18 protein-coding genes are annotated in these 23,467 nt (G+C 40.9%); 9 read left to right on the plus strand and 9 right to left on the minus strand.

The features are described 5' to 3' along the window. Nucleotides 1-4: 4 nt before the first annotated feature. Entirely contained in the window at nucleotides 5-1,507 is a 1,503-nt protein-coding gene (locus F3059_RS01215) for a Do family serine endopeptidase (protein ID WP_151166107.1), read from the minus strand. A gap of 105 nt (nucleotides 1,508-1,612) precedes the next feature. Beyond that, a complete protein-coding gene (gene galE, locus F3059_RS01220) occupies nucleotides 1,613-2,659 on the minus strand; it encodes a UDP-glucose 4-epimerase GalE (protein ID WP_151166108.1) in 1,047 nt (348 codons plus the stop codon). Between the two features lie 771 nt (nucleotides 2,660-3,430). Between galE and cysQ the strand changes: the two genes are divergently transcribed. Genes cysQ through cysN form a run of 5 tightly spaced genes read left to right on the plus strand, consistent with a single transcriptional unit; the run spans nucleotide 3,431 to nucleotide 8,796 of the window. Continuing rightward, the gene (gene cysQ / locus F3059_RS01225; RefSeq protein WP_151166109.1) at nucleotides 3,431-4,225 is read left to right on the plus strand and encodes a 3'(2'),5'-bisphosphate nucleotidase CysQ; all 795 of its coding nucleotides are present in this window, start codon (nucleotides 3,431-3,433) and stop codon (nucleotides 4,223-4,225) included. Then, a complete protein-coding gene (locus F3059_RS01230) occupies nucleotides 4,225-6,000 on the plus strand; it encodes an SLC13 family permease (protein ID WP_151166110.1) in 1,776 nt (591 codons plus the stop codon). The genes cysQ and F3059_RS01230 overlap by 1 nt, the downstream gene beginning before the upstream one ends. Continuing rightward, complete coding sequence (gene cysC / locus F3059_RS01235; protein ID WP_151166111.1) at nucleotides 5,993-6,598, plus strand: adenylyl-sulfate kinase; 606 nt, start codon at nucleotides 5,993-5,995, stop codon at nucleotides 6,596-6,598. Before F3059_RS01230 ends, cysC begins: the two co-directional genes overlap by 8 nt. Before the next feature lie 10 nt (nucleotides 6,599-6,608). Continuing rightward, nucleotides 6,609-7,514, plus strand: coding sequence for a sulfate adenylyltransferase subunit CysD (gene cysD, locus F3059_RS01240; RefSeq protein ID WP_151166112.1), 906 nt, complete (start codon nucleotides 6,609-6,611; stop codon nucleotides 7,512-7,514). A 22-nt stretch (nucleotides 7,515-7,536) separates the two neighbouring features. Then, entirely contained in the window at nucleotides 7,537-8,796 is a 1,260-nt protein-coding gene (gene cysN / locus F3059_RS01245) for a sulfate adenylyltransferase subunit CysN (RefSeq protein ID WP_151166113.1), read from the plus strand. A gap of 129 nt (nucleotides 8,797-8,925) precedes the next feature. On the opposite strand, the gene F3059_RS01250 is transcribed toward cysN, so the two are convergent. Together F3059_RS01250 and F3059_RS01255 are read right to left on the minus strand one after the other, a co-directional pair. Then, nucleotides 8,926-10,194, minus strand: a complete 1,269-nt coding sequence (locus F3059_RS01250; protein WP_151166114.1) for a T9SS type B sorting domain-containing protein — start codon at nucleotides 10,192-10,194, stop codon at nucleotides 8,926-8,928. Continuing rightward, the gene (locus F3059_RS01255) at nucleotides 10,191-10,754 is read right to left on the minus strand and encodes an RNA polymerase sigma factor (protein ID WP_151166115.1); all 564 of its coding nucleotides are present in this window, start codon (nucleotides 10,752-10,754) and stop codon (nucleotides 10,191-10,193) included. Before F3059_RS01255 ends, F3059_RS01250 begins: the two co-directional genes overlap by 4 nt. A gap of 135 nt (nucleotides 10,755-10,889) precedes the next feature. Between F3059_RS01255 and F3059_RS01260 the strand changes: the two genes are divergently transcribed. From F3059_RS01260 to F3059_RS01275, 4 genes are read left to right on the plus strand one after another with little or no spacing between them, the layout of a single operon-like run. Further along, entirely contained in the window at nucleotides 10,890-13,094 is a 2,205-nt protein-coding gene (locus F3059_RS01260) for a RelA/SpoT family protein (protein WP_151166116.1), read from the plus strand. Nucleotides 13,095-13,138: 44 nt separating this feature from the next. Beyond that, nucleotides 13,139-13,627 (plus strand): Fur family transcriptional regulator, encoded by a 489-nt coding sequence (locus tag F3059_RS01265; protein WP_151166303.1) that lies wholly within the window; start codon nucleotides 13,139-13,141, stop codon nucleotides 13,625-13,627. A gap of 12 nt (nucleotides 13,628-13,639) precedes the next feature. Next, nucleotides 13,640-14,914 carry an adenylosuccinate synthase gene (locus F3059_RS01270; protein WP_151166117.1) on the plus strand — a complete coding sequence of 425 codons (1,275 nt, stop codon included), beginning with the start codon at nucleotides 13,640-13,642 and terminating at the stop codon, nucleotides 14,912-14,914. After that, nucleotides 14,914-16,461: an OstA-like protein gene (locus F3059_RS01275; protein WP_151166118.1), complete on the plus strand. Its 1,548-nt coding sequence runs from the start codon at nucleotides 14,914-14,916 to the stop codon at nucleotides 16,459-16,461. The genes F3059_RS01270 and F3059_RS01275 overlap by 1 nt, the downstream gene beginning before the upstream one ends. 57 nt (nucleotides 16,462-16,518) lie before the next feature. On the opposite strand, the gene F3059_RS01280 is transcribed toward F3059_RS01275, so the two are convergent. From F3059_RS01280 to F3059_RS01300, 5 genes are read right to left on the minus strand one after another with little or no spacing between them, the layout of a single operon-like run. Next, nucleotides 16,519-17,769 (minus strand): restriction endonuclease PLD domain-containing protein, encoded by a 1,251-nt coding sequence (locus tag F3059_RS01280; RefSeq protein ID WP_151166119.1) that lies wholly within the window; start codon nucleotides 17,767-17,769, stop codon nucleotides 16,519-16,521. Then, nucleotides 17,766-19,235, minus strand: coding sequence for a type I restriction-modification system subunit M (locus F3059_RS01285; RefSeq protein WP_151166120.1), 1,470 nt, complete (start codon nucleotides 19,233-19,235; stop codon nucleotides 17,766-17,768). Before F3059_RS01285 ends, F3059_RS01280 begins: the two co-directional genes overlap by 4 nt. After that, nucleotides 19,232-20,134 (minus strand): hypothetical protein, encoded by a 903-nt coding sequence (locus F3059_RS01290; RefSeq protein WP_151166121.1) that lies wholly within the window; start codon nucleotides 20,132-20,134, stop codon nucleotides 19,232-19,234. Before F3059_RS01290 ends, F3059_RS01285 begins: the two co-directional genes overlap by 4 nt. Continuing rightward, on the minus strand, nucleotides 20,131-21,726 hold the full coding sequence (locus F3059_RS01295) for an AAA family ATPase (protein ID WP_151166122.1): 1,596 nt from the start codon (nucleotides 21,724-21,726) through the stop codon (nucleotides 20,131-20,133). The genes F3059_RS01290 and F3059_RS01295 overlap by 4 nt, the downstream gene beginning before the upstream one ends. After that, nucleotides 21,723-23,462, minus strand: a complete 1,740-nt coding sequence (locus F3059_RS01300; protein ID WP_151166123.1) for a restriction endonuclease subunit S — start codon at nucleotides 23,460-23,462, stop codon at nucleotides 21,723-21,725. Before F3059_RS01300 ends, F3059_RS01295 begins: the two co-directional genes overlap by 4 nt. Between the last annotated feature and the right edge of the window lie 5 nt (nucleotides 23,463-23,467).

Consider the following 23,467-nt stretch of genomic DNA (forward strand, 5'->3'; position numbering starts at 1 on the left):
AAAATTACATTCCTAATCCGTAATAGCCTCTCAAGCCATTCGGGTAAATTCCTTCTAACAATACGCCTCCTTCTTTATTGGAAAGAATCTCATTCAACTCTTCGCGATTTTCAATCGGTTTTTTATCCACTTTTAGTATGATGAAACCTTCTTTGATTCCGGCACTTCTTATTTTTCCTGAGTTGATGTCTGTGATTTGAACACCACCTTCAATATTGAGTTTCTCTTTTAACTCATTGTCAACTTCATTAAACGAAGCTCCTAAAACTTTCACCAAATCTTTTTCACGCTTTTCGATCAATTCGGTGTTACCAAATCTATTGCGCAATTCGATCTGTTTTTCAAGCAGTTCATCATCACGAATCAATTTCACATTGACTTTATCGCCCGGTCTGTAACGACCGATTTTTTCCTGTAGCTCAGCCACGCTTTTCACTTTTTGTCCGTTGACCTCAACGATGACATCTCCTTCTTCAATCCCCGCATCTTCAGCAGCTCCATCTTCCATGAGAGCACTTACATAAGCGCCCTCAGTTGTTGTCAATTCAACTTTATCGGCTAATTCGCCATCGATGTTGCGAATTGAAACACCTATGAATCCGCGTTGCACAGCTCCGTATTTCACGATATCGTCAACTACTTTTTTGACAATATTTACAGGTACTGCAAAAGAGTAACCCGTATAGGAACCGGTTGGCGATTTAATCGCTGTGTTGATCCCCACTAATTGTCCATTCGCGTTGACAAGTGCTCCTCCGCTGTTTCCGGGATTTACAGCAGCATCGGTCTGAATAAAAGATTCAATTGGAGCTACTTTATTTCGTTCATCAGGCGGTAATATGTTGATATTTCGCCCTTTGGCCGATACAATTCCGGCTGTTACGGTAGAATTCAGGTTGAATGGATTTCCTACAGCCAGTACCCATTCACCGAGTTTTAGATCATCTGAGTTTCCGTACTGGAGCGGACTCAGGTTTTGGCTTTCCACTTTCAGAACCGCAAGATCAGTACTGGGATCACGCCCAATGAGTTTTGCTTTTAATGATTTATTGTCATTCGTGATAACCTCAATTTTATCGGCATCTTCAACAACGTGATTGTTCGTTACGATGTAGCCATCGTCAGAAATCAACACACCAGATCCTGATGCTGCTCTCTTTGGTCCTTGTTTCAATTGAGGCTCTCGCTCCCCGTGGAAGAAATAGCGAAACGGATCTATTTGATAGTACTGTTCGCCTTCCATCACCGTTTTTACGTGCACTACTCCGTGAACTGATCGCTCGGCAGCACTCGTAAAATCGGGAGCGGAAAATGGTTGAACATTGGTAGTCTTTCGGCTCGGCTCTGACCGATAAGTGTTTTTTGCTAAAAGAGTTTGAACACTGTCTTTTTGATTGACAAGTTGGTTAGCATTTGGTTGGTAAAACCAGGTGAATGCACCCAGCGAAATGAAGCCGCCCAAAATGGCAGCTACTGATAATCCGGCAATATTTTTTAATCGTTTCATAGGCTTTAATTGAATTATTTATCACTCAATTTTACGCCTACAACCGATATTTAGTTATTCGATCTCGGTTAAAAAATGTTAACCCCTAAGATGCTATAAGTCGGGCTATAGCTTGTGCACAGCCATTCCTAATTCTTTGAGTTTCTGTTGCCATTTCCATGCCGATGCCATCATATCTTCAATGTCAAACTTCGGTTCCCAACCGAGGACTTCCTTTGCTTTTTGCGGATTGGAATAGATTGACTCAACATCGCCATCTCTGCGATCACCAACTTTATAAGGTGCTCTAACTCCGGTCGCTCGTTCAAAGGCTTTTATAGCTTCAAAAACGCTTACACCTTCTCCGCTACCCAGATTGATTACATCGAAGAATTTCTCATCATCCTGCTTTTTCAAAAACTCGTAAGCCAGGGTGTGTGCAGAGGCTATGTCGCTCACATGAATGTAATCTCTAATGCAGCTTCCATCACGTGTTTTCCAGTCAGATCCAAAAACAGTAAAAGCATCGATTACTCCGGCAGCGCTTTGCGTGATAACCGGCACGAGGTTGTTGACACGCTTGGCCGGCAACTCTCCTATTTCACCAGAAGGATGTGCACCTACCGGATTGAAGTAACGAAGAGCCATTATTTTCACGTCTTTCACATCAGAGAAATAATGGAGCATTTCCTCCCCGTTTTGCTTGGTATAACCGTAAGGCGACTCTGGTCGTTTCAGTTGAGTTTCTTCAGTAACCGGTAATTGATCTGCTGTCACATTTCCGTAAACAGAGCACGATGATGAAAAAATGAAATGTTTTACGCCAAATTGCGAACAGGCATCTGCAAGGTTGAGAGTAGAATTGTTGTTGTTATCAAAACAAAAAATGGGGTTATCCACAGAATCGGGTACAGATTTCAAAGCAGCAAAATGCACGACAGCATCTATGTCTTTCTCACTTTTAAACAGACTAAAAACCGCTTTTTTATCGCGAAGATCGATGTTGTGGTGTGCGATTTCCTTTCCGGTTATTTGGGCAATACGCTTGTAAGTTCCTTCCTCAGAATTGAGGTAATTATCCACGCCAATAACTTCATAACCTGCGTTGTGAAAGTCGACAACGGCATGACTTCCGATGTAACCTGCTGCTCCGGTGATCAAAACTTTTTTCATCTGTTCAATTGATTGTGCTTGTTTCCTGGTTCAAAACTAAGTTTCCTGTCAAAATAATACTGATTGAGTAGAAACTTAATTTCGATTTGATTATGCACGGGTAGTGTAAATCATTTTGTCTGCCACAAAGGCTCCAGGACTCAAAGGTATTCCTTCGTGTTCATTGTGTCTTTGAAGCTTTCGTCTCAACTTCAACAAAACTGAAATAGTTTGTGGGCCGTGCTTACAGCACTCGTTGGTAACGATTTGGCATTGAGCTCTGGGCTGAAGCCCAGAGTTATGCGAATTCGTGCCTACGGCACTAAACTTCTTCCCAAGACCTGACAGGTTTCGGAAACCTGTCAGGTCTAACGGCACAAAGCTCCTCAAACTCAGCCCTGCACTTTTCAGTTGGCTGAAACAAACTATCAAACCTCCCAACCTTCAAATCTTAGAGATTCTTAATCTGACTCTTGGTCAGATTCTAGAAGCTCTTAGATCCCGGACTTGTTACGGGACCCTTAAAAACTTAAGAATTCAATAATCCCAAACGATCTCGGCCTCAGCCTCAACCTCCTAACTCCCTCCTACTTCGACTCAGTCACAGCTCCGCACTTCGACTTCATCCTTCGTCTTCGCTCAGTGCACCGCTCAGTATCCGGGCTTTACACTTCACAACAACACTCAAAATAACTGATAACCCGAAACTTAACACAAAATAAAATCTATCACTCTACTATCTTGGTAGATTTATAGAATTAAAGTATGTTTGCCAGCCAAATAAAATTTAAAATGACCCTGACAAACGAACTATTACAAACCGCAATAGATGCTTCAATCGAAGCCGGAAAAGCAATCCTGGAAGTTTACAACACTGATTTTAATGTTGAAACAAAGGATGATAAATCTCCACTGACTGAAGCTGACAAGCGTTCTCATAATATCATCAAGAAATACCTCGATAAAACAGAAATTCCTGTTTTGAGTGAGGAAGGCAAACACGATGATTACAGCACGCGAAAAGACTGGGACAGCCTGTGGATTGTTGATCCGCTTGATGGAACAAAAGAATTCGTAAAGCGAAATGGCGAGTTTACTGTTAACATTGCCCTGGCTGAAGGAAATACGCCTGTAATGGGGGTGATTTATGTTCCGGTCACGGGTGATCTCTACTTCGCTTCTAAAGATCACGGAGCGTATAAAGTAACGACTAAAGATTCGGCTGAAGTTTCGGTTCTGACCGATAAAGCTGATAAACTACCGATCGATCAAAACCGTGATAAATTTGTGGTTGTGGGCAGCCGCTCACACATGAGCGAAGAAACAGAAGCTTTCATCAACGACATCAAAGAAAAACACGGTGATGTGGAAATCCTTTCTCGAGGGAGTTCGCTTAAGCTGTGCATGGTTGCTGAAGGCTCTGCAGATTTTTATCCACGCTACGCTCCCACAATGGAATGGGACACTGCTGCCGGACACGCTATTTGTACTGCTGCCGGGTTCAAAGTAACGCAGTACGAAACTGAAAAGCCCGTTATTTACAACAAAGAGAACCTACTCAATCCCTGGTTCCTCGTTCACCGTTAATGGAAGAATTCAAGCCATACGCGGTACTTGCGATCATTATCGCCATTGTTATTCTGCTCGTTTTGGACAGGATCAGGACCGCTTTAGTCTTTTTTGCGGGAGTTATTCTACTCTACGTTTCGGGGATTGCTGACACTGCTCTATTACTGGAAAGTTTTTCCAACCAGAGTATCATCACGATATTTCTACTCATCCTGTTAACCGCTGTCGTTCAGGATAATTACAATTTGATCGGGGCGCTGGATGCGCTGTTTAAAAAAGCTCAGAGTCCGAGGAAGTTCCTCTTTCGCATGACACTTTCGGTGGGGTCCGTATCCTCCATCATGAATAATACACCTATCGTAGCGCTCATGATTCCGTACGTTTATCAGTGGAGCCGGAAAGCAAAGACAGCACCTTCAAAGCTGATGATCCCACTGTCGTTTGCCGCGATTTTAGGTGGAATGATCACGCCAATCGGGACGAGTACAAACCTTGTTTTAATCGGTTTTTTGAGATCAGCAGGTGATCCATTGCTCGGCCTTTCAGATTTTATTTTACCCGGCATTTTGGTTCTGATCGTTGGTGTTATTTTCCTGAGCACAATCGGAACCAAACTGCTACCGAGTCACGATGATGTGGTAGATGATATGCGCCAAAACATTCGCGAATATCTCGCGGAGACGGAAATACCAACTGGATCAGACCTACACGGAAAAACTGTTGCTCAAGCAGAACTGAGAAATTTGGACGGAATTTACCTGGTTGAAATTTTGCGAAATGGTGATGCCATAAGACCTGTAACCCCAGATGAAAAACTGAGACAGGGCGATCGCCTGTTTTTTGCCGGAGATACTTCGCGCGTAGTCAGTTTAGTTGAAGATGTAGAGGGTCTAACATGGTCCAAAAAAGATAAATTTCAACTGGGCGATGAAATCGATATACTGGAAGTTGTGGTTCCGTACAACTCAAAATTGGAAGGAAAAACACTCAAAGAATCAGAATTTCGCGAAAACTACGATGCAGCGGTAGTGGCCATTCACCGTAATGGTGAACGCGTATCGGGGAAGTTAGGTGAAATAAAACTCGCATCTGGTGACTTGTTGCTGCTGATTAGTGGAAAGCAATTCAGTCGATTATCCAATCAGGATAAAGACCTTTACACTGTTTCAGTAATCTCAAAACGCAACCGCCAGCCGGCCTGGAAAAGATGGCTTTTTGGTTCGTTTGTGCTGGGCGTTATCGCGATCATTTTAGCAGGATTAGTAAGCTTGTTTAAAGGTTTGATTATTCTGTTTACAGCTGCAGTTGTATTGAGGCTCATCAATGCTGAGGGTATTAAGAAAAACCTCAACTTCGATTTGTTCGTGATTTTGGGTAGTGCCCTCGTCCTTGGAAATATTTTCATCGAAACAGGAGCAGCTGAATTAGTTGCCAAACCATTTATCGAATTTTTAAAACCATTTGGTACAACATGGATTTTGATCGGGATATTTGCGCTCACCGTGCTGTTCACGTCATTTATCACGAATGTGGCTGCCGTGAGTATTTTATTCCCCCTGGTTTTTCAAATCATTCATGACCTCAATCTCAATCCATTACCTGTATATTTGACACTTGCTTTTGCAGCATCAGCTGCATTCATTACTCCCGTGAGTTACCAAACAAACCTCATGGTTTACGGTCCCGGGAACTATAAGTTTAAAGACTTTTTGCGCATCGGATTGCCGTTCACATTGATTTACGGAGCCGTTGTGATTTTATTTATGCTAAACTTTTACGAAATCAATGGCTAAGGAAAAACTACATATCATCCCGCACGACCACGACATCAGTCAGGCTGATAGAGAAAAACTCAACGGCCACAAAGGACTGCTGATCTGGTTTACCGGATTATCGGGATCGGGAAAGAGTACGGTTGCAAATTTGCTGGAACGCAAACTCTACGAAAAAGGGATTCACACTTTCATCCTCGATGGCGACAACATTCGCAGCGGATTGAACTCTGACCTCGATTTCTCATCAGAGAGCAGGAAAGAAAACATCCGCAGGATTGGTGAAGTGAGTAACCTTTTTGTGAATAACGGGACGGTTGCACTCAGTGCTTTCATTTCCCCGTTTCGGTCAGATCGCGATCAGGTACGCAACATCGTGGGCTCTGACCGTTACCTCGAAATTTTTGTGGATTGCCCACTCGAAGTGTGCGAAGAACGCGATGTAAAAGGACTCTACAAAAAGGCGAGAGCCGGAGAGATCAGTAATTTTACGGGAATTAGCTCTCCTTTTGAAGCACCTGAAAATCCCGATGTACATTTGCGTACGGATAAAGAATCAAAAGAAGATTGTGTAACCAAAATAATGGATGTGATACTGCCAAAAATGGCACTTAAATAAACCCTGAATTATGCAGAAATACACGCTCAAACACCTCCAGGAACTGGAGTCGGAGTCGATTTATGTGCTGAGGGAAGTCTTTGCTCAATTTGAAAATCCCGCTATTTTATTCTCTGGCGGTAAAGATTCAATTGTGTTGACTCACCTCGCACGCAAGGCCTTTTACCCGGCCAAAATTCCTTTCCCTTTATTTCACGTTGACACGGGACACAACTTCCCTGAAACGATTAATTTCCGCGACAGCTTAGTTGATAAGTTGGGCGTTAAACTGATCGTGGGATCTGTTCAAAAGTCCATTGACGATGGTCGTGTGAAAGAAGAAAGAGGTATTAATGCCAGTAGAAACCAATTGCAAACGACTACTCTTCTCGATACCATTGAGGAGCACCAAATCGATTGTGCTATGGGTGGCGCGAGACGCGATGAGGAAAAAGCTCGTGCAAAAGAACGTTTCTTCTCACACCGCGATGACTTTGGTCAGTGGGATCCTAAAAATCAGCGTCCCGAACTATGGAACCTGTTCAACGGCAGAAAAGTGATGGGAGAGCATTTCCGCGTATTCCCGATCAGTAACTGGACCGAAATGGATGTTTGGCAATACATTCTCGCTGAAAAAATCGACATTCCCGGCCTCTACATCGCTCACGAACGCGAAGTTGTTTGGCGCAATGATACCTGGATTCCGGTAAGTGACTATATCAATCTTCGCGATGATGAAGAAGTGGTTAAAAAGAAGGTTCGTTTTAGAACACTAGGTGATATAACGATTACCGGAGGTGTGGAATCTGAAGCAGATACACTTGAGAAAATCGTGGAAGAAGTTGCTGCAGCACGTCAAACTGAACGCGGTAACCGTGCTGATGATAAACGATCAGAAACTTCAATGGAAGACCGCAAGAAGGAAGGTTATTTCTAAACAACAAAATTGAGATTGAACTATGAGCTCTTATTTAGATATGGAATTGCTTCGCTTCACCACAGCGGGAAGCGTTGACGATGGAAAATCGACTCTCATCGGGCGATTGTTATTCGACTCGAAATCGATTTTTGAAGATCAAATGGATCAGGTGAAAAAGACCAGCCAAAAGCGCGGTCTCGATCACACTGAACTGGCTTTGCTCACTGACGGACTCAGAGACGAACGCGAGCAGGGTATTACCATTGATGTGGCTTACCGCTACTTTGCCACACCAAAACGTAAATTCATTATTGCCGATACTCCCGGACACATCCAGTACACGCGCAACATGGTTACAGGAGCTTCAACGGCAAACTTAGCTGTTATCCTGGTTGATGCCCGTAACGGAGTAATGGAACAAACGTGCCGCCACTCGATTATCGCTTCTCTCCTTCAGATCCCACACGTAGTTGTGTGTGTCAACAAAATGGATCTTGTCGATTACAGCGAAGAGGCATTTGACAAAGTGGTTGAAGAGTACGAAGCATTTGCAGCAAAACTCGATGTCAAAGACATCCGCTTTGTGCCAATCAGTGCACTTCACGGTGACAACGTTGTGAACAGATCAAAAAACATGGACTGGTACGAAGGGCCTACTCTTTTGAATACGCTCGAAACCATTCACATAGGATCTGACGAAAACCACATCGATTGTCGTTTCCCTGTTCAAACGGTTATTCGCCCGCACTCTGATGAGTTTCACGACTACCGCGGTTATGCCGGTAGAATTGCCGGTGGCGTTTACAAGCCGGGCGATGAAGTTACGGTACTGCCGAGTGGCTTCCAGTCGAAAATCAAGGAAATCACGACATTTGACGGTGCACTCGAAGAAGCTTTTGCTCCGATGTCTGTGACCTTAACACTCGAAGATGATATTGATGTGAGTCGCGGTGACATGATCGTGCGCACGAACAATCAGCCCGACATGGAACAGGATGTAGAATTCATGATGTGTTGGTTGCACAATGAACCACCGCGTCCGCGAGCTAAATACATCGTGCGTCAAACAACCAATGAAGCTCGTGCTATGATCAAGGATATTCAGTACAAAATGGATATCAACACACTGCACCGCATCGAAGATGATAAAAGCATCGAGATGAATGATATTGCTCGTGTAAAGATCAGAACCACCAAGCCGTTGTTAACTGATCCGTATCGAAGAAACCGCCATACGGGATCACTCATCCTCATCGATGAGGCTACAAACGACACGGTAGCGGCTGGTATGATTATTTGATCTTACAAGTACGATTTAAAACAAAAAATCCCCTGTAGAATATAATCTGCAGGGGATTTTTTATTTCAATAAAAAAAGCCCCACTCCAACACGGAAAATGAGGCTTTCGTTTTAGGGGTACGTTAAACGTTAAGGAATAACCTGAATGGTTCCACCATACGATTCTCGCTGTCCTTCGTAATAAACGACTGCCCGCCAAAAGAACACGAGTTGTGTCCTGTTAAAACTATCTATGTTGCGCGGACCTTCCCATTTCTTGGATGGATCTGAGGTTCTGAATACAACATTATTACTTTGATCGAGTACTTCTAACTCAAAGCGGTATGCCGGATTTTCCAGCGCAACCGGCAACCACGTATCGTTTTTACCATCTCCGTTAGGCGTGAATGCATCAGGAGCGAGCAAGTTATACGATTCTTCAACAAAGATTACCTGTTGATTGGTATCAGCACAACCCGCATCATTTGATGTGATAAGGCTCGCGTTGTAACTTCCTTTTTTCAATAAGAAAACAGAAGTACTTTCATCCTTTGATACAATTTCATCGTTGAGCAACCACTTGTATGAAGCACCACCCGAACCGGTATTTTCAAAGTTGTAATGTGGTCGGCCGCCATCAATAAGGTCTTTTGAATATGTGAAATTTGCTGTTGGTTTTCCTTTCACTTCAACTTCAATCGGTTCAGTTTCACCAGTTGAATAAACCGCTACGAGATTTTTCGTTCCTTCATCAGCAAAAGACAATGAATGTTCATCATAAACTCGTCCACGGCTGTCTTTCAATTTGAAATCTGTACCGTTACTCAATTCAAATGAAACCTTTTCACCTTTACACACAACAGATTTTGAAACCGTCAAAATTGGAGTTTCGGTCTCTGTTTGCTGTGGCGAGTTCTGCGTGTTTTCAGTAACTACCGAATTGTTTTCACGGTCAGAGCCAACTTCGTTTTCCGCCTGCTTTTCATTTTCAGAAACGGGCTCAGAGGTTTCAGTCGTTGATTTCGTCTCGCTGTTCACTTCTGATTTTTCATCAGTCTGCAATTTAGCTGGTTCTGACGATGAAGCAACATCATTTTCAATTGACTCTTCAACCTTGCTTTCCTGATTTTCAACTTCATCAGATTGCTGATTTATTTCAGCCACCTGCTCAGTTTGGGTATCAGGATTGGTGCTCGGTTCTGACCATTCATAATTCACTGCAAAACCAATTGCTGCAGCAACTAAGGCCAACAACCCGAATTTCAGTGCTGAAGAGCCGGCTTTAGGTCCTGCATTTCCAGAACCTGCGGCATCCATTCGCTGTTGAAGATCATCCCAGGCGTTATCCCTACGAGGCCCCTCGTAGTTCTCCATCGCCTTTCTGACTTCCTTTTCAAAATTATTTAGTTCGTTACTCATCTATGATGAATCGTTTTCAGTTGTTCTTTTAGTTTATGTTTCGCTTTTGACAGGTTCGATTTTGACGTTCCTGTACTAATTCCCAACAATTCTCCAATTTCCTTGTGGGAATAATCTTCGATCACGTACAAATTAAAAACGGCTCGATAAGCCGGTGGTAAATCCTGAATGGCTTCCATCACGCGTTCGCGTTCTGAAAAAAGTGTTTCGTTCCATTCAATTTCATCGTTGTCATCGGCCTCAAGCCAGTCGTAATCTGTATCATCAATACTTATGTGATCAAACTTTCTTTTTCGCACAACATCAATGGCCGTGTTGACGATTACTCGTCTTACCCAACCTTCAAAAGAACCGTTACCATCGTACTTTTCAAGGTTTAGAAAGACTTTTATAAATCCTTCCTGCAACACATCCCATGCCTTATCCTTATCACCAATATAGCGCAGGCAGCTACCGTACATTTTGGGATACAAAGACTCGTAAACCTTTCGTTGAGCTTGTTTATCTCCCTTACGGCAACTGTCGATAAGATTTGCATAATTTGGTTGCTCCACGCTCATTGTTGTTGATTTAATGACGCATTTTTGCTGAAGGGTTGCTTAAAGCGAAGGTTAATTTGTGACTAAATTAACATTCATTTCAGTAATCCGTTCGTTATGTGTTTTTAATAATTGGGGTTTTTACCTTTGCCTGCCATGAGTACTGAAGTTCAAATAGACGAAGAAGCTGAAAAAAAAGCAATCATCAGGGAATACCGCAGATTGCTGCGAGCTGCCAATGTGAAAAAGGGCGATAAAGATTTTTCCCTCATCAGGAAAGCTTTTGATATTGCCCGTGAGGCACACAATGATGTGAGGAGAAAATCGGGTGAGGCGTATATTTTTCACCCGCTCGCAGTTGCGCGAATCGTTGCTGAAGACATGGGCCTCGGTACAACTTCAATCGCCTGTGCGCTTCTCCACGATGTTGTGGAAGATACCGATCTCGAAATCGAGGATATTGAGGATTTATTCAGCGAAAAGATCGCGCGCATCATTGACGGACTCACAAAAATCGAGGAAGTATTTGAACAGGGCGCTTCGCTACAAGCTGAAAACTTCAGGAAAATCATCCTCACACTTGCCGATGATGTACGTGTTATTTTGATCAAGCTCGCTGACCGACTCCACAACATGCGCACACTCGATCACATGCGCAAAGACAAGCAGCTCAAAATTGCATCCGAAACGCTTTACATATACGCTCCGCTAGCTCATCGTCTCGGACTGTACAACATTAAAAGCGAGCTGGAAGATTTAGCACTCAAGTACAAAATACCGAGTGTTTACAAAGATATTTCCACAAAACTGCAAAAGACCAAGGCGGTCAGAACCAGATTCATCAACCGCTTTACTTTACCAATTCGCAGAGAACTGGATAAAATCGGTATAAAATACGAAGTGAAAAGTCGTACCAAATCGATTTACTCCATTTGGAATAAGATGCGCGGCAAGAATATTCCGTTCGAGGAAGTGTACGACTTATTCGCCATCCGCGTCATCATCAACACCCCACTCGACCGTGAAAAGGCAGATTGCTGGAAAGTGTATTCTGTCATCACCGATTTTTACCAGCCAAACCCCGATCGACTTCGCGATTGGATTTCAACTCCAAAAGCCAACGGATACGAGAGTTTGCATACAACGGTAATGTCACCAACCGGAAAGTGGGTTGAAGTGCAAATCCGATCAAAACGGATGGATGAAATTGCCGAAAAGGGATATGCCGCTCACTGGAAATACAAAGAGGACAGCCAGCACGAAGGTGCACTTGACGAATGGATTTCACGCGTGAGAGAAGTTCTTGAAAGTCCGGAGACAAACGCTGTCGATTTCATCGATGATTTCAAACTCAACCTGTTTGCCAAAGAGATATTTGTCTTTACGCCAAAAGGAGACATCAAGTCATTGCCTCACAATGCTACTGCCCTCGACTTTGCTTACGAAATTCACACAGAGCTGGGCAACAGATGTGTAGGTGCTAAGGTGAACCAAAAACTGGTTCCAATCAGTCACCCGCTAGACAGTGGTGATCAGGTACAAATTGTGACTTCTAAAGCGCAAACACCAAAATTCGAATGGCTCGATTTTGTGGTTACAGCAAAAGCCAAATCCTCGATCAAAGCTTCAATTCGCGAAGAGAAAAGGAAAGTTGGAAGGAAAGGGCGCAAAATGCTGGAAGCAACTTTCAAAGAATTAGGTATTGAATTCAACGATCAGAACCTGCACACCCTCACGCAAATTCACAAAATCAGCGGAAAACTGGAACTGTTCTACCGCGTTGGAAACGGTTCAATCGATCCGGCTGAAATTGGAAAACTGACAGTTCACAACGGATTTATTCAGCAGCGCAGCAAAACGAAAAAGAACGCGAAAAGCCTTGAGGAAATCGTACAAAAAACCCGCGGGAAGAAAGATCCACTGGTTCTGAGTACAAACCAAAAACAACTCAATTACAAGCTTTCTACTTGTTGTAATCCAATTCCGGGCGATGATGTGGTCGGGTTTATCACCAATGACGGAACCATCTACATCCACCGCACAAACTGCCCAAATGTGGTTCCGATCATGTCAAACTACGGTTACCGGGTTGTAAAAGCAAAATGGGACAAAAAAGAAGCTGTTTCCTTTCTTGCCGGTATCCAGATGAATGGTTTTGACAGAACGGGAATTGTCAACGACATAACGAAAGTGATATCAAATGAAATGAACGTGAGTATGCGTTCCATCTCATTTGACAACAATGACGGAGTATTTGAAGGGAAAGTATTCGTTTATGTGAACGACACGTCACATCTCAAAAACCTGCAGGATAAACTCCGTAATGTTGAGGGAGTTATGAAGGTCAACCGCATTGAGTAAGAATCGCAATAAAATCAATACCTTTGTCAACTGAAGTTGAAAGCATGTCAACACCAGAAGTAAAGGAAAAAGTAAAACAAATATTCTCGAGTTTCCTCGAGCAAAACGGACACAGGAAAACACCTGAGCGTTTTGCTATCCTGGAGGAAATTTACAGCAACGATGGTCACTTTGATGTGGAGTCATTATACCTCCTCATGAAAAACAAAAACTATCGTGTTAGCCGTGCCACATTGTACAATACAATTGAGCTGTTGCTCGCCTGCAATCTCATCCGCAAGCACCAGTTTGGCAAGAACATGGCACAATTCGAGAAATCGTACGAAAACAAACAGCACGATCACGTCATCGATGTTGATACGGGCGAAGTCCGCGAGTTTTGTGACCCGCGTATTCAGCTTATCAAAAACACCATTGCTGAGCACTTTGGAGCTGAAGTTTTACACCACTCGCTCAATCTCTACGCTCGCTTTCCTAAAGACGAAAACAAACAAAAAGACGACAAGGGAAATCAACCCGACTCAACAAAATAATCCCGAACGATAATGACAAAAGCAGACGTACTTCTCGGCCTACAATGGGGTGACGAAGGCAAAGGAAAAATTGTTGATGTACTCACACCTGAGTACGATATTATTGCCCGTTTCCAGGGCGGACCTAATGCCGGTCACACGCTGGAGTTCAACGAGATAAAACACGTTCTACACACAATTCCTTCCGGTATTTTTAGACCCGATACGCAGAATATCATCGGGAATGGTGTGGTGATTGATCCGGTTACACTGGCAATTGAAATCGACTCGTTGAAAGAACTCAACGTGGATGTGCAGGAAAGTATCCAGGTATCGAAAAAAGCACACCTCATTTTGCCAACTCACAGGTTGCTCGATGCTGCATCTGAACGAGCTAAGGGAAAAGAGAAAATCGGTTCTACGCTGAAAGGAATCGGTCCAACGTATATGGACAAAACAGGCCGTAACGGCTTGCGCGTGGGCGATATCATTGAAGAGAACTTCAAAGAGCGCTACGAAAACCTCAAATCAAAACACCTTGAGCTTCTCAAGAATTACGACTATCCGCTCGATGAGCTGGCCGATATGGAATCGGTATTTTTTGAAAGTGTGAACTCAATCCGTGAATTGACGCTGATCGACAGCGAGCATACTGTGAACAGGGCTATGACCGAAAACAAAAAAGTACTTGCAGAAGGTGCCCAGGGATCATTGCTCGATATCGACTTTGGTTCTTATCCTTTTGTGACTTCATCGAACACGATTTGTGCCGGAGCCTGTACAGGTCTTGGCATTGCGCCCAATAAAATCGGTGAGGTTTACGGCATTTTCAAAGCTTACTGTACGCGGGTTGGTAGCGGTCCGTTCCCTACTGAACTCTTTGATGAAGACGGAAAACGACTGGCGACTAAAGGTCACGAATTTGGTGCTACAACCGGCAGACCAAGACGTTGCGGATGGCTCGATATTCCGGCTCTCAAATACGCGATTATGCTCAACGGTGTAACGCAGCTCATCATGACGAAGGCTGATGTATTGAGTGCTTTTGACGAGATCAAAGTTTGTACACACTACAAATACAAAGGCGAAACGATCGATTATTTCCCTTACGATGTGCTCAACAATGAAGTAGAGCCAATTTGGAAATCGATGAAAGCGTGGCAAAAAGATCTCACAAATGTTACTTCAATTGATGAGTTGCCACAGGAGTTGATGGATTACGTAACCTATTTGGAACAGGAATTGCAGGTTCCGATCAAAATCATTTCTGTTGGCCCAAGACGTAGCCAAACACTATTGAGAGATTAATGACAAAATCGCGGTACATAGAATTTTGGAGCTTGCTTTTACTGGTAAGCTCCTTTTTTTTGACTGCATCGGTTCACGGTCAGAACCGGGAAAAGATCAAGCTCATTTACGCCAAAGAAGCGATTATCGATAAAACCGGTGGTAAATCGGTGCGGAAATTAATTGGTGAGGTGGAATTCAAACACAACCAAACCAAAATGTACTGCGATAGTGCCTACCTCTATCCTGAATCAAATTCACTGAGAGCATACAGCAATGTGCGAATTGTGAAAGGAGACTCGATCGACTTAACAGGTGATTCACTCTATTACGATGGTAATTCTTCCTTCGCTGAGTTGCGCGGAAATATTACGCTCAATGATGGCAGCCAAAATCTGAGAACACAATACCTCGATTACGATGTGAGTAAAAACTTTGGCTACTATCAGGGTGGCGGCCTGGTTACAAATCTGAATGACAGTTCAACGCTCAAAAGTGACATCGGGTATTACTATGCTGATAACGACAAATTCAAGTTTAAGAATAATGTGAAGATGGAAAGTGAGGATTACACGATTACATCAGACACGCTTGAATACGATCAAAAAGGAGATATCGTCTACTTTTTTGGTCCAACTGATATTGTTGGAGACTCATCGAGCATCTTTTGTAAACGCGGATTTTACAACCGAAAAACGGAAGACTCTGAGTTTGTTCGCGATGCTAAAATCGTCAACAAAGATCAGCAGATTGAGGGCGATAGCATTATCTACAACCAGGAAACACAAAACGGAGAAGTATTTGGAAATTCGGTTCTGACCGATACCGTGAACAACATCATGCTCAAAAGCGACTACGCCTACCTCAACGGAACAGACAGTATTTCGTACGCTACCGGTAACTTGCTGATGGAGCAACGCTACGAGGATGATACGCTGTACCTCCACTCTGACACGTTGTACACACTTTACGACTCTACCCGTGAACACCGCGTGATTCGCTCATACCACAAAGTGAAATTTTTCAAGAGTGACATTCAGGGAAAATGCGATTCGCTGCTATACTCCACTGCAGACAGCACGATCAAGATGTTTATCGATCCGGTTATTTGGTCTGATGCGAATCAAATGACGGGAACCACAATCACGATCAGAACCTTTGACGGCAATGTGGAGTCGCTTTTCATCGAAGATAAAGCGTTTATCGTATCAATGCAGGACAGCACGAAACAGTTTTTCAACCAGGTAAAAGGGCGTACGCTGCTGGCTCATTTTAGGGATAACAAAGTTTACAAAATCGATGTCAACGGAAATGGCGAAACCATTTATTACGCTGAAGATGACGAGGACAAGGAAGCGATGGGCATGAACAGACTCGCTTGTTCTGAAATGACGGTTTACATGGACAGCAACCAAATCGATAACATCAGGTTTTACAACAAACCCGAGGCTACGCTGTACCCGCTAAAAGACCTCACCGATGAACTGCAGTTCTTCCGCTATTTTCAATGGCGAGCTGCTGAGCGCCCCAAAAAACGCGAAGACGTTTTTATTTGGCGGGAGGAGTGAAGTCCTGGAATTTTGAATGATGGATTATGAGTTATACATCGAGAATTGAATATTTGACTAATCTAAATTTCCTTTGAAAACCAAATATAATGGATAAAGATTTGAAAATTCAGTAAGAACTTTGTCAGTAATATTTTCCTCAGAAAATGAAAGGTTATTTGGATCATAATCTCGACCTATAACAAAATACTTTTTATAGTCATCGTCACGAGTAATCTTATATAATTGTGATGATGAATTGATATTACCTATTAAGTATTTCCCTCCACTTAAATCACTTGGTTGAATCCAATAATCATCATTTAATTCATTTAATTTCATATAGAATAACTCCCTAAACTCTTTTTCTTGCATTAGCTTCTTAAACCTAACACGCTCAGCTATTCCTCCTTTTTTATCTTTTCCTACAACTAACCAAATACCAATCTTGTTTGGTCTTAAAATGATTTGAATTCTGGGGTGATTTAAAAAAGATCCTCCTTGTAGTTCATCTTTTGAAAAGCCATAATGCAACCACATAGAAGCTAAATCTTTATTCGTAAAGTTTTTCCTATAAATATGCGAAGAAACTATATTTTGAGGATGGTAATGTGGATGTAAATCATGAAGATGAAATTCATTGAACCTATCTACTATTGAATAATGAAGCTGTTTAAACTTCTCTTTTACCTTTTTCCTTTGTTCATTGGCTTTATCTCCATAGTCATTCCAGTAAATAGATTGATAGGCATCAAAGTGCTCTTGTTTAAAGAATTGATTATCATCAACCTGAGTGTTTGTAGTTAAGGGCTCTTTCGAAAGAAAGTCGTTTAAATCAGCCTTTTCACGATATGCTCTTTGTTTAGATCTATCGAAGAACTTTTTATAATCCTCTACAAATTGAGTGGTAATCGGTTTTGATGTAGAATACACTTCTTGAAACCAATCTACTAATAAATTACATTGATTTTGATCATCTACTCTTGCACTGACTTCTACATTTTTCTCTAGACCTCCATCTGTAGTATTGGCAGAGCCAATAAAGGCAACAAGCTTCTGATCAATTTTAAGGATGTAAACTTTAGGATGAAAAATGGTTGATCCCAGAACTACTCTACCAACCCTATAGTTATGAGCCATCAAAAATTGATTAAGAATGACTGGATCGGTTGGAAGATGAACACCGATAAGGTATTTTCTATAACAGTCCTCTGGCAATAAACCCTCAATAAAACTAAAAGCACCTTTTTTAATTAGAGCCGAAGCAACATATACTTGCTGTGCTTTAGGCAGTAATTGCTCTAGCTCTTTTTTAAGGTTTAAGATCATTCTTCATTCAAGTTATCCCGTACATTTTTGAAGTTTTCTAAAGCACTCTGAATATTTTCTATAATCTCGTCAAGAATGACATCCGGTTCGGGTAGATTGTCTAAATCAATTACACTGGCATCTCTCAGCCAGAAAATATCCATATTGGTTTTGTTCCTTGACACAATATCATCATAGGTGTATTTTCTCCAACGACCCTCCGGATTTTCTTCGTTCCAGGTTTCTTCCCGGTCATCAATCTGACCAACCTTGTAACAGTCAACAAAATCCTTCAAATCATTATAGGTTAAGGGATTCTTTTTCGGGGTGTGATGCACATTGGTTCTGTAATCGTAAAACCATATTTCATCGGTTCCTATTTCTTTTGCAGGTTCTTTTTCCTCAAAAAACAGCACGTTTGATTTTACTCCCTGGGCGTAAAAAATACCAGTTGGAAGCCTTAGAACTGTGTGAAGATTCATTTCTTTAAGTAGTTCCTTTCTAATGGTTTCTCCTGCACCTCCTTCAAACAAAACATTATCCGGAAGTACTACTGCAGCACGTCCTTTCTCATTAAGCATTGAAGCAATGTGTTGTAAAAAAGAAAGCTGTTTATTGCTCGTAGTTACCCAAAAGTCATCTCTGTAAAAATATCTTTCCTTTTTAGCTTGCTCTTTATCTATTGTTGGAACATCACTACTACTTTTTCCAAAAGGAGGGTTAGCTAAGACAATGTCAAAATGCTCTTTTGCTTTTCCATTTTCATCTATGAACTTCAGACTATCCGTTACTAAAATATCCGGTGTTTCTTCCAGGTCTCCAATACCGTGTAAATAAAGGTTCATTAAGCAAAGACGAGCTGTGGCATTTTCAATTTCCCATCCATGAAACATTTCGAATTTTATAAATTCCTTTTGCTTTTCTGATAAGCCAGAAATTGTCTCCAAAAACTCTAAAGCTCCCAGAAAAAAACCTCCCGTACCACATGAAGGGTCAGCTATTGTTTCACTTGGCCTTGGTTGCGTGCATTCCACCATTGCCTGTATTACAGGTCTTGGTGTAAAGTATTGACCTGCGCCACTGTTTTCTGCATTTTTTTGTAAAAGTGACTCGTAGATTTCACCCTTTATATCTACTTCTGTGGAAGACCAATCTTCATCATCAATAAGCTTAATCAATCTTTTCAACTTAGCAGAATCATGGATTTTGTTTCTGGCTCCAGAAAATATCTTTTTCAGCATGCCTCCAGATTCAGCTAGTTTTAAAAGTGTTTGTTCATACTTATCTTGTAACTCACCTCCAGTTAGCCTCTTTAGAGTTCTCCATTCGTATATGTCTGGTAGTTTATATTTAGACTGGTTTTCATCAGCCATTTTTAGAAACAGCAAATAAGTGAGCTGTTCTAAGTAGTCATTGTAGCCTAAGCCATCATCTCTGAGGGTATCACAAAATGACCATATTTTTTGTGCTATGTTATTTGTTGTCATAAGGTTCTTACAAGGTTTTTAAGCCATTCTTTATATCCACTTATTTCAGCATAAATCATGAGACATGCCTTTGCTGTACTGGTAAATGCTTTCCTTTCCGAATCAACGAGCTTTCTTAATTCTTTGTAACATTTCTTAATCAAACTTCTTCTTTCTGCTGCATTTTGAGCATTATCAATTGCCTCTTTAGCATCCATTATTTGTTCCACACAATCATCCCAAACGATTTTACGATCTTTATTGAGTTGATCTAATTCTAGATGATAGTAAAAAATGGATTGTTTTACCCTATCAACGTCTGCAGGATCGTTTGTAGCAGGAATTGGAATTCCTTTATCAAATGTGATTAAACAGGCATCATCTGGCTCAAGAGGATCCAACAAAACAGGGAATTCACAATTACAATTTTCCTCATCATCTGCGACTCTACCATTTTCTAGATCGAGAGGGAAATAATCACCTTTTCCTTTCACTTCATCACAATCACTTAGTCGATCTCTTCTACGCTTGTTTGCCAAAGCTCCTGAAAGTCTATAATTATCCCAGTTGTATGCTAACCACCAATAGCCATTCTCTTTGTGTGTTGTAGAATTACTTTTAGGATTCGTGTAATCCACTTTTTGCTTGGATTTGCTTTTAGGTCGAAAGTGATCTACTTCGAGATCTCCATTACCTATTGGAGCTTCCGAATACCAACACTTATTGTGTGAAAGGCTCAGCATTATTGGTTGTAGTTTATTCCATACTGCATGAGTTCTTATATATTCTTTCTTCTCAGTAATAGTCATCCCATTCATAGCATTAAACTGAGCCTCTTTGAGTTGCTCCCATGTCGACCCATCATCATCTCTGAAGTGAGAAACAGCGTCTCTAAACCTATTTTTATCGATGTGCCTCATTCGCCCTTTTTCTCTTCTTTTAGAATTTCGTCTAACACCTCTTTGGCAATCTTATCAAGTTCCTCTGCTTCCTCTTTCGTGTATTTTCTGTCAACATAAGCTTTATTTTGACTTGTAAGCTTTATGAATTGATTATACCGACTATCTGCTGTTTCGTCATTAAAACCGATATGGTCAAAATACTTTTTAAGCCTCTCGAATATATGCTGCTCTTTATCACCTAATTCACCCTGAGACAACTTGGCTTGCAGAAACCGTTTTTGATTTAATAAATCCTCTAATTTTTTGCTCATTAGGGATGGAATCCCAAACAATTCACTTGTAAGAATTTTGGAGACAGACATTTCCCGTGGACTCATGTAGGGGTTAAAGGCCTCTGTCTTTCCTTGCTCATTCTTTTTGAAAATCTGAACTTGATTTTTTTTCAGGTTGCCAATAACTAAAGGGTCATGAGTACAGAAAATGATTTGAGTATTACTTTTTCTCTTCACCACTTTATCCAAATAATCCAAATATTTCCACTTCCAAACTGGGTTTAAATGAGTATCTGGCTCGTCAAGAAGTACTAATGATTCTTCATCCTTGGTGAATTTCAAAAGACCTAAAACAGTGAGAAATTGCTTTTCTCCTTCAGAGAGTTCAGCCATTGAGAGTTCTCCATCTACACTCTTTTTTTGCACTTTTATTCTTACATCATTGTCTTCTAGAAAATCTGAAATGTAAAGGCTTTCAAGAGCGTTAAACAATTCAATATTATTGGTATATTTTTCTTTAATCAGTTTTTCAACGGTAGCTTTGTCTTTCAGGAATAAGTAAAGTCGACTTATTGTAGCATTCTTTTTGTATGAAACTTCCATCCTTGCTTTATGCTCTATAGGGGCATAAGAAACTTCCAACAAGTCCTCTAGAAAATTCCTTACCAAACCTGTTGATTTCCAGAGATTTGAGGGTTTACGGCTCGACTCTTTAGCCCAATCAGGCTCTTTTAACATAAAAAGCGCTGAACCAAAATCTTCAATATTGATTTCCTCTTTTAAAAACCGAATAGTCTCTTTGGCTTGATCCTCGAAAAGGTAAAATGCAATCAGTGCAAAGCTGGCATGTATATTTTGAGCCAGGAATATCCTTCTAATAGAATCAAAGTTTGATTCCGCTGCATCCTTTTCAATAATTTGCTTGTAGTATTCTCTTTGATGCGGTACATATAAGCTTTTAAGTCGCTCACTAATTCCCGAATAGTAGATAAACACATGCTTTGGTAGATAGTCCTCAATGTTTTTGGTTATCCTGGTGGTCTCAGATTTACCATTTACTTTGAATACATATTTACCATCATCCAGATCAATTTCAATATTATTTCCTCTACACTCATATTTAATGTAATAGTCAAAATCATGATTCTTAACCTTTTTATTGTGATTGTAGATTAGATCTAAATCTCGATAAATGATTACAAGCGCCTCGAGAAAATTCGATTTACCTGTAGCATTCAAACCAAGCAAAACGGTTTCCCAGGCATTCTCTTCAATGTTTATCTGGAAATTTTTTAGATTCTTAAAACGAGATTTAATATGTACTGTATCTATTCTCATTTAGATAGTGATAGTAGTGACTCAGTTCCTTTTTTGACTTCATTAACCTGATCTTGAATCTTTTTAAGTTCTGCATAGAATTCCTCTATGTTTTCCTTGTGCTTACTTTGCTGCCATACATCTTTAGCCAGCATAGGTTTTTTTGATACTCTGAGCACATCTTCGATATTTAGCTCTTTATTCATCTTCTTTGTATTTTTTGGCACCTTTTTCTTTTGGCGTTTCTGTTCTTCCAAATACTGCTTTTTCTCTTCTTGAATACGTTTGAGTAATTCAGAAGCAGATTCATCTTTTGGGTCTTGATCTATTAGTTTCCCTTCGAATGCTTTTTTCAGAATGCTTTGTCTTAAGGCTTTCGATTTTTTGAAATTAGAGTCAATCTCATTTTCAAGATTATCAATGATCGATAATTGAGATTCAATCTCTGATACAATTTGTTCTTGTTCTTCTAAACTCATGAATGGAAATGGTAACCCTTGAATGATACCTAAATTCAAAACATCCATAGTTGCACCATGAGTATGAGTAGAATACAAACTCTTGAGAAAATAGCTCTCAAAAAAATACTTGAATATAAATGGCAAATAGTACTTCTGATCAAGCGACAATTTGATCAATCGTGGGTTGATTATCCCTTTTTCGCAATCCTCTGGAAGAACTAATACCTTGCCCACAGTTCCAACAAGACTTATTAGAACATCTCCTGGCTTAATGCTACAAGAAATTAGCTCATCATATTTTTCTTGGTCAACGTAATAATCACCCATGTACGCATCACCTGAAATCACTTGCTCTTGGCCATATATTTTATACCCAGCTTCGACATAAGATTCCTTTTTAAGTGAAGAACCAAAAGGTCCAGCCTTAATCGAATACTGTCCATATTCTGAAAGTAAATCAATTTTAGACCAGCTCCATTGCTTAGGTAAAGAAGGAAAATCTTCAATTTCACTTAGTGAAAATGAACCCAAGTCCTTTATTTTTCTAGGCTTCTCTGGCCTCTTCACTTTTTTCCCATCTTTCTCCCATTCCTTGATAGCAGCTTTCCAATCTTTTAGCTCTAGCTCATATCTAGTTTGTCGTTCTTCTTTGATGCGTTCGAGCAACACTTCTCCGGTTTCTGGATTATTTTCTGTCCTCCAGTCTTCCGTAAGTTTACCTTCAAAAGCATTCTTTAAAATAGCTTGACGGTAAACTTTAATCTTTGACAAAGATAGCTCTAGCAAAGCTTGAATATTATCTAATTCACTAAAGACACTATCTATTTTCTCCAGAATCTTATATTGTTCATTGATTGGAGGGATAGGGATACGAATATTCCAGAAAATCAAGGGATCTACATGAGGTATTCCTGTACCCTTAGCATTTGACCTTACGTAATCGGTTTTTGACTGGAGGAAATAATATAGAAAATCACTAGGTATATTAAATAAGGTTATACTCATTAATGTTGACCCTAAACCTCCTTTAATTCCTTTTAGGATTAAGCCACTTCTAGCTCCATCCCAAACAACTGCTAAATTTCTTTTATCAATTTCCAGCACTGATTCTCTATCAGCAAATTTTTCAATTTCTCCAAGTTCTAATGCCTTAATATCTAAGTAAGGAACGAAGTTATTTTTCGCTTTTGGTTCTAAAGTTTTAGGTCGTTTACCTTTTTTATAAACTACTATTTCTCCAAGTGGAATTTCCACCCATCCCTTTGGTAACCTATATTTTGTCAAATCCTCTTTCACTTCAT

Origin of the sequence: Salibacter halophilus, assembly GCF_008806325.1 — a bacterium.
GTDB classification, from domain to species: domain Bacteria; phylum Bacteroidota; class Bacteroidia; order Flavobacteriales_G; family Salibacteraceae; genus Salibacter; species Salibacter halophilus.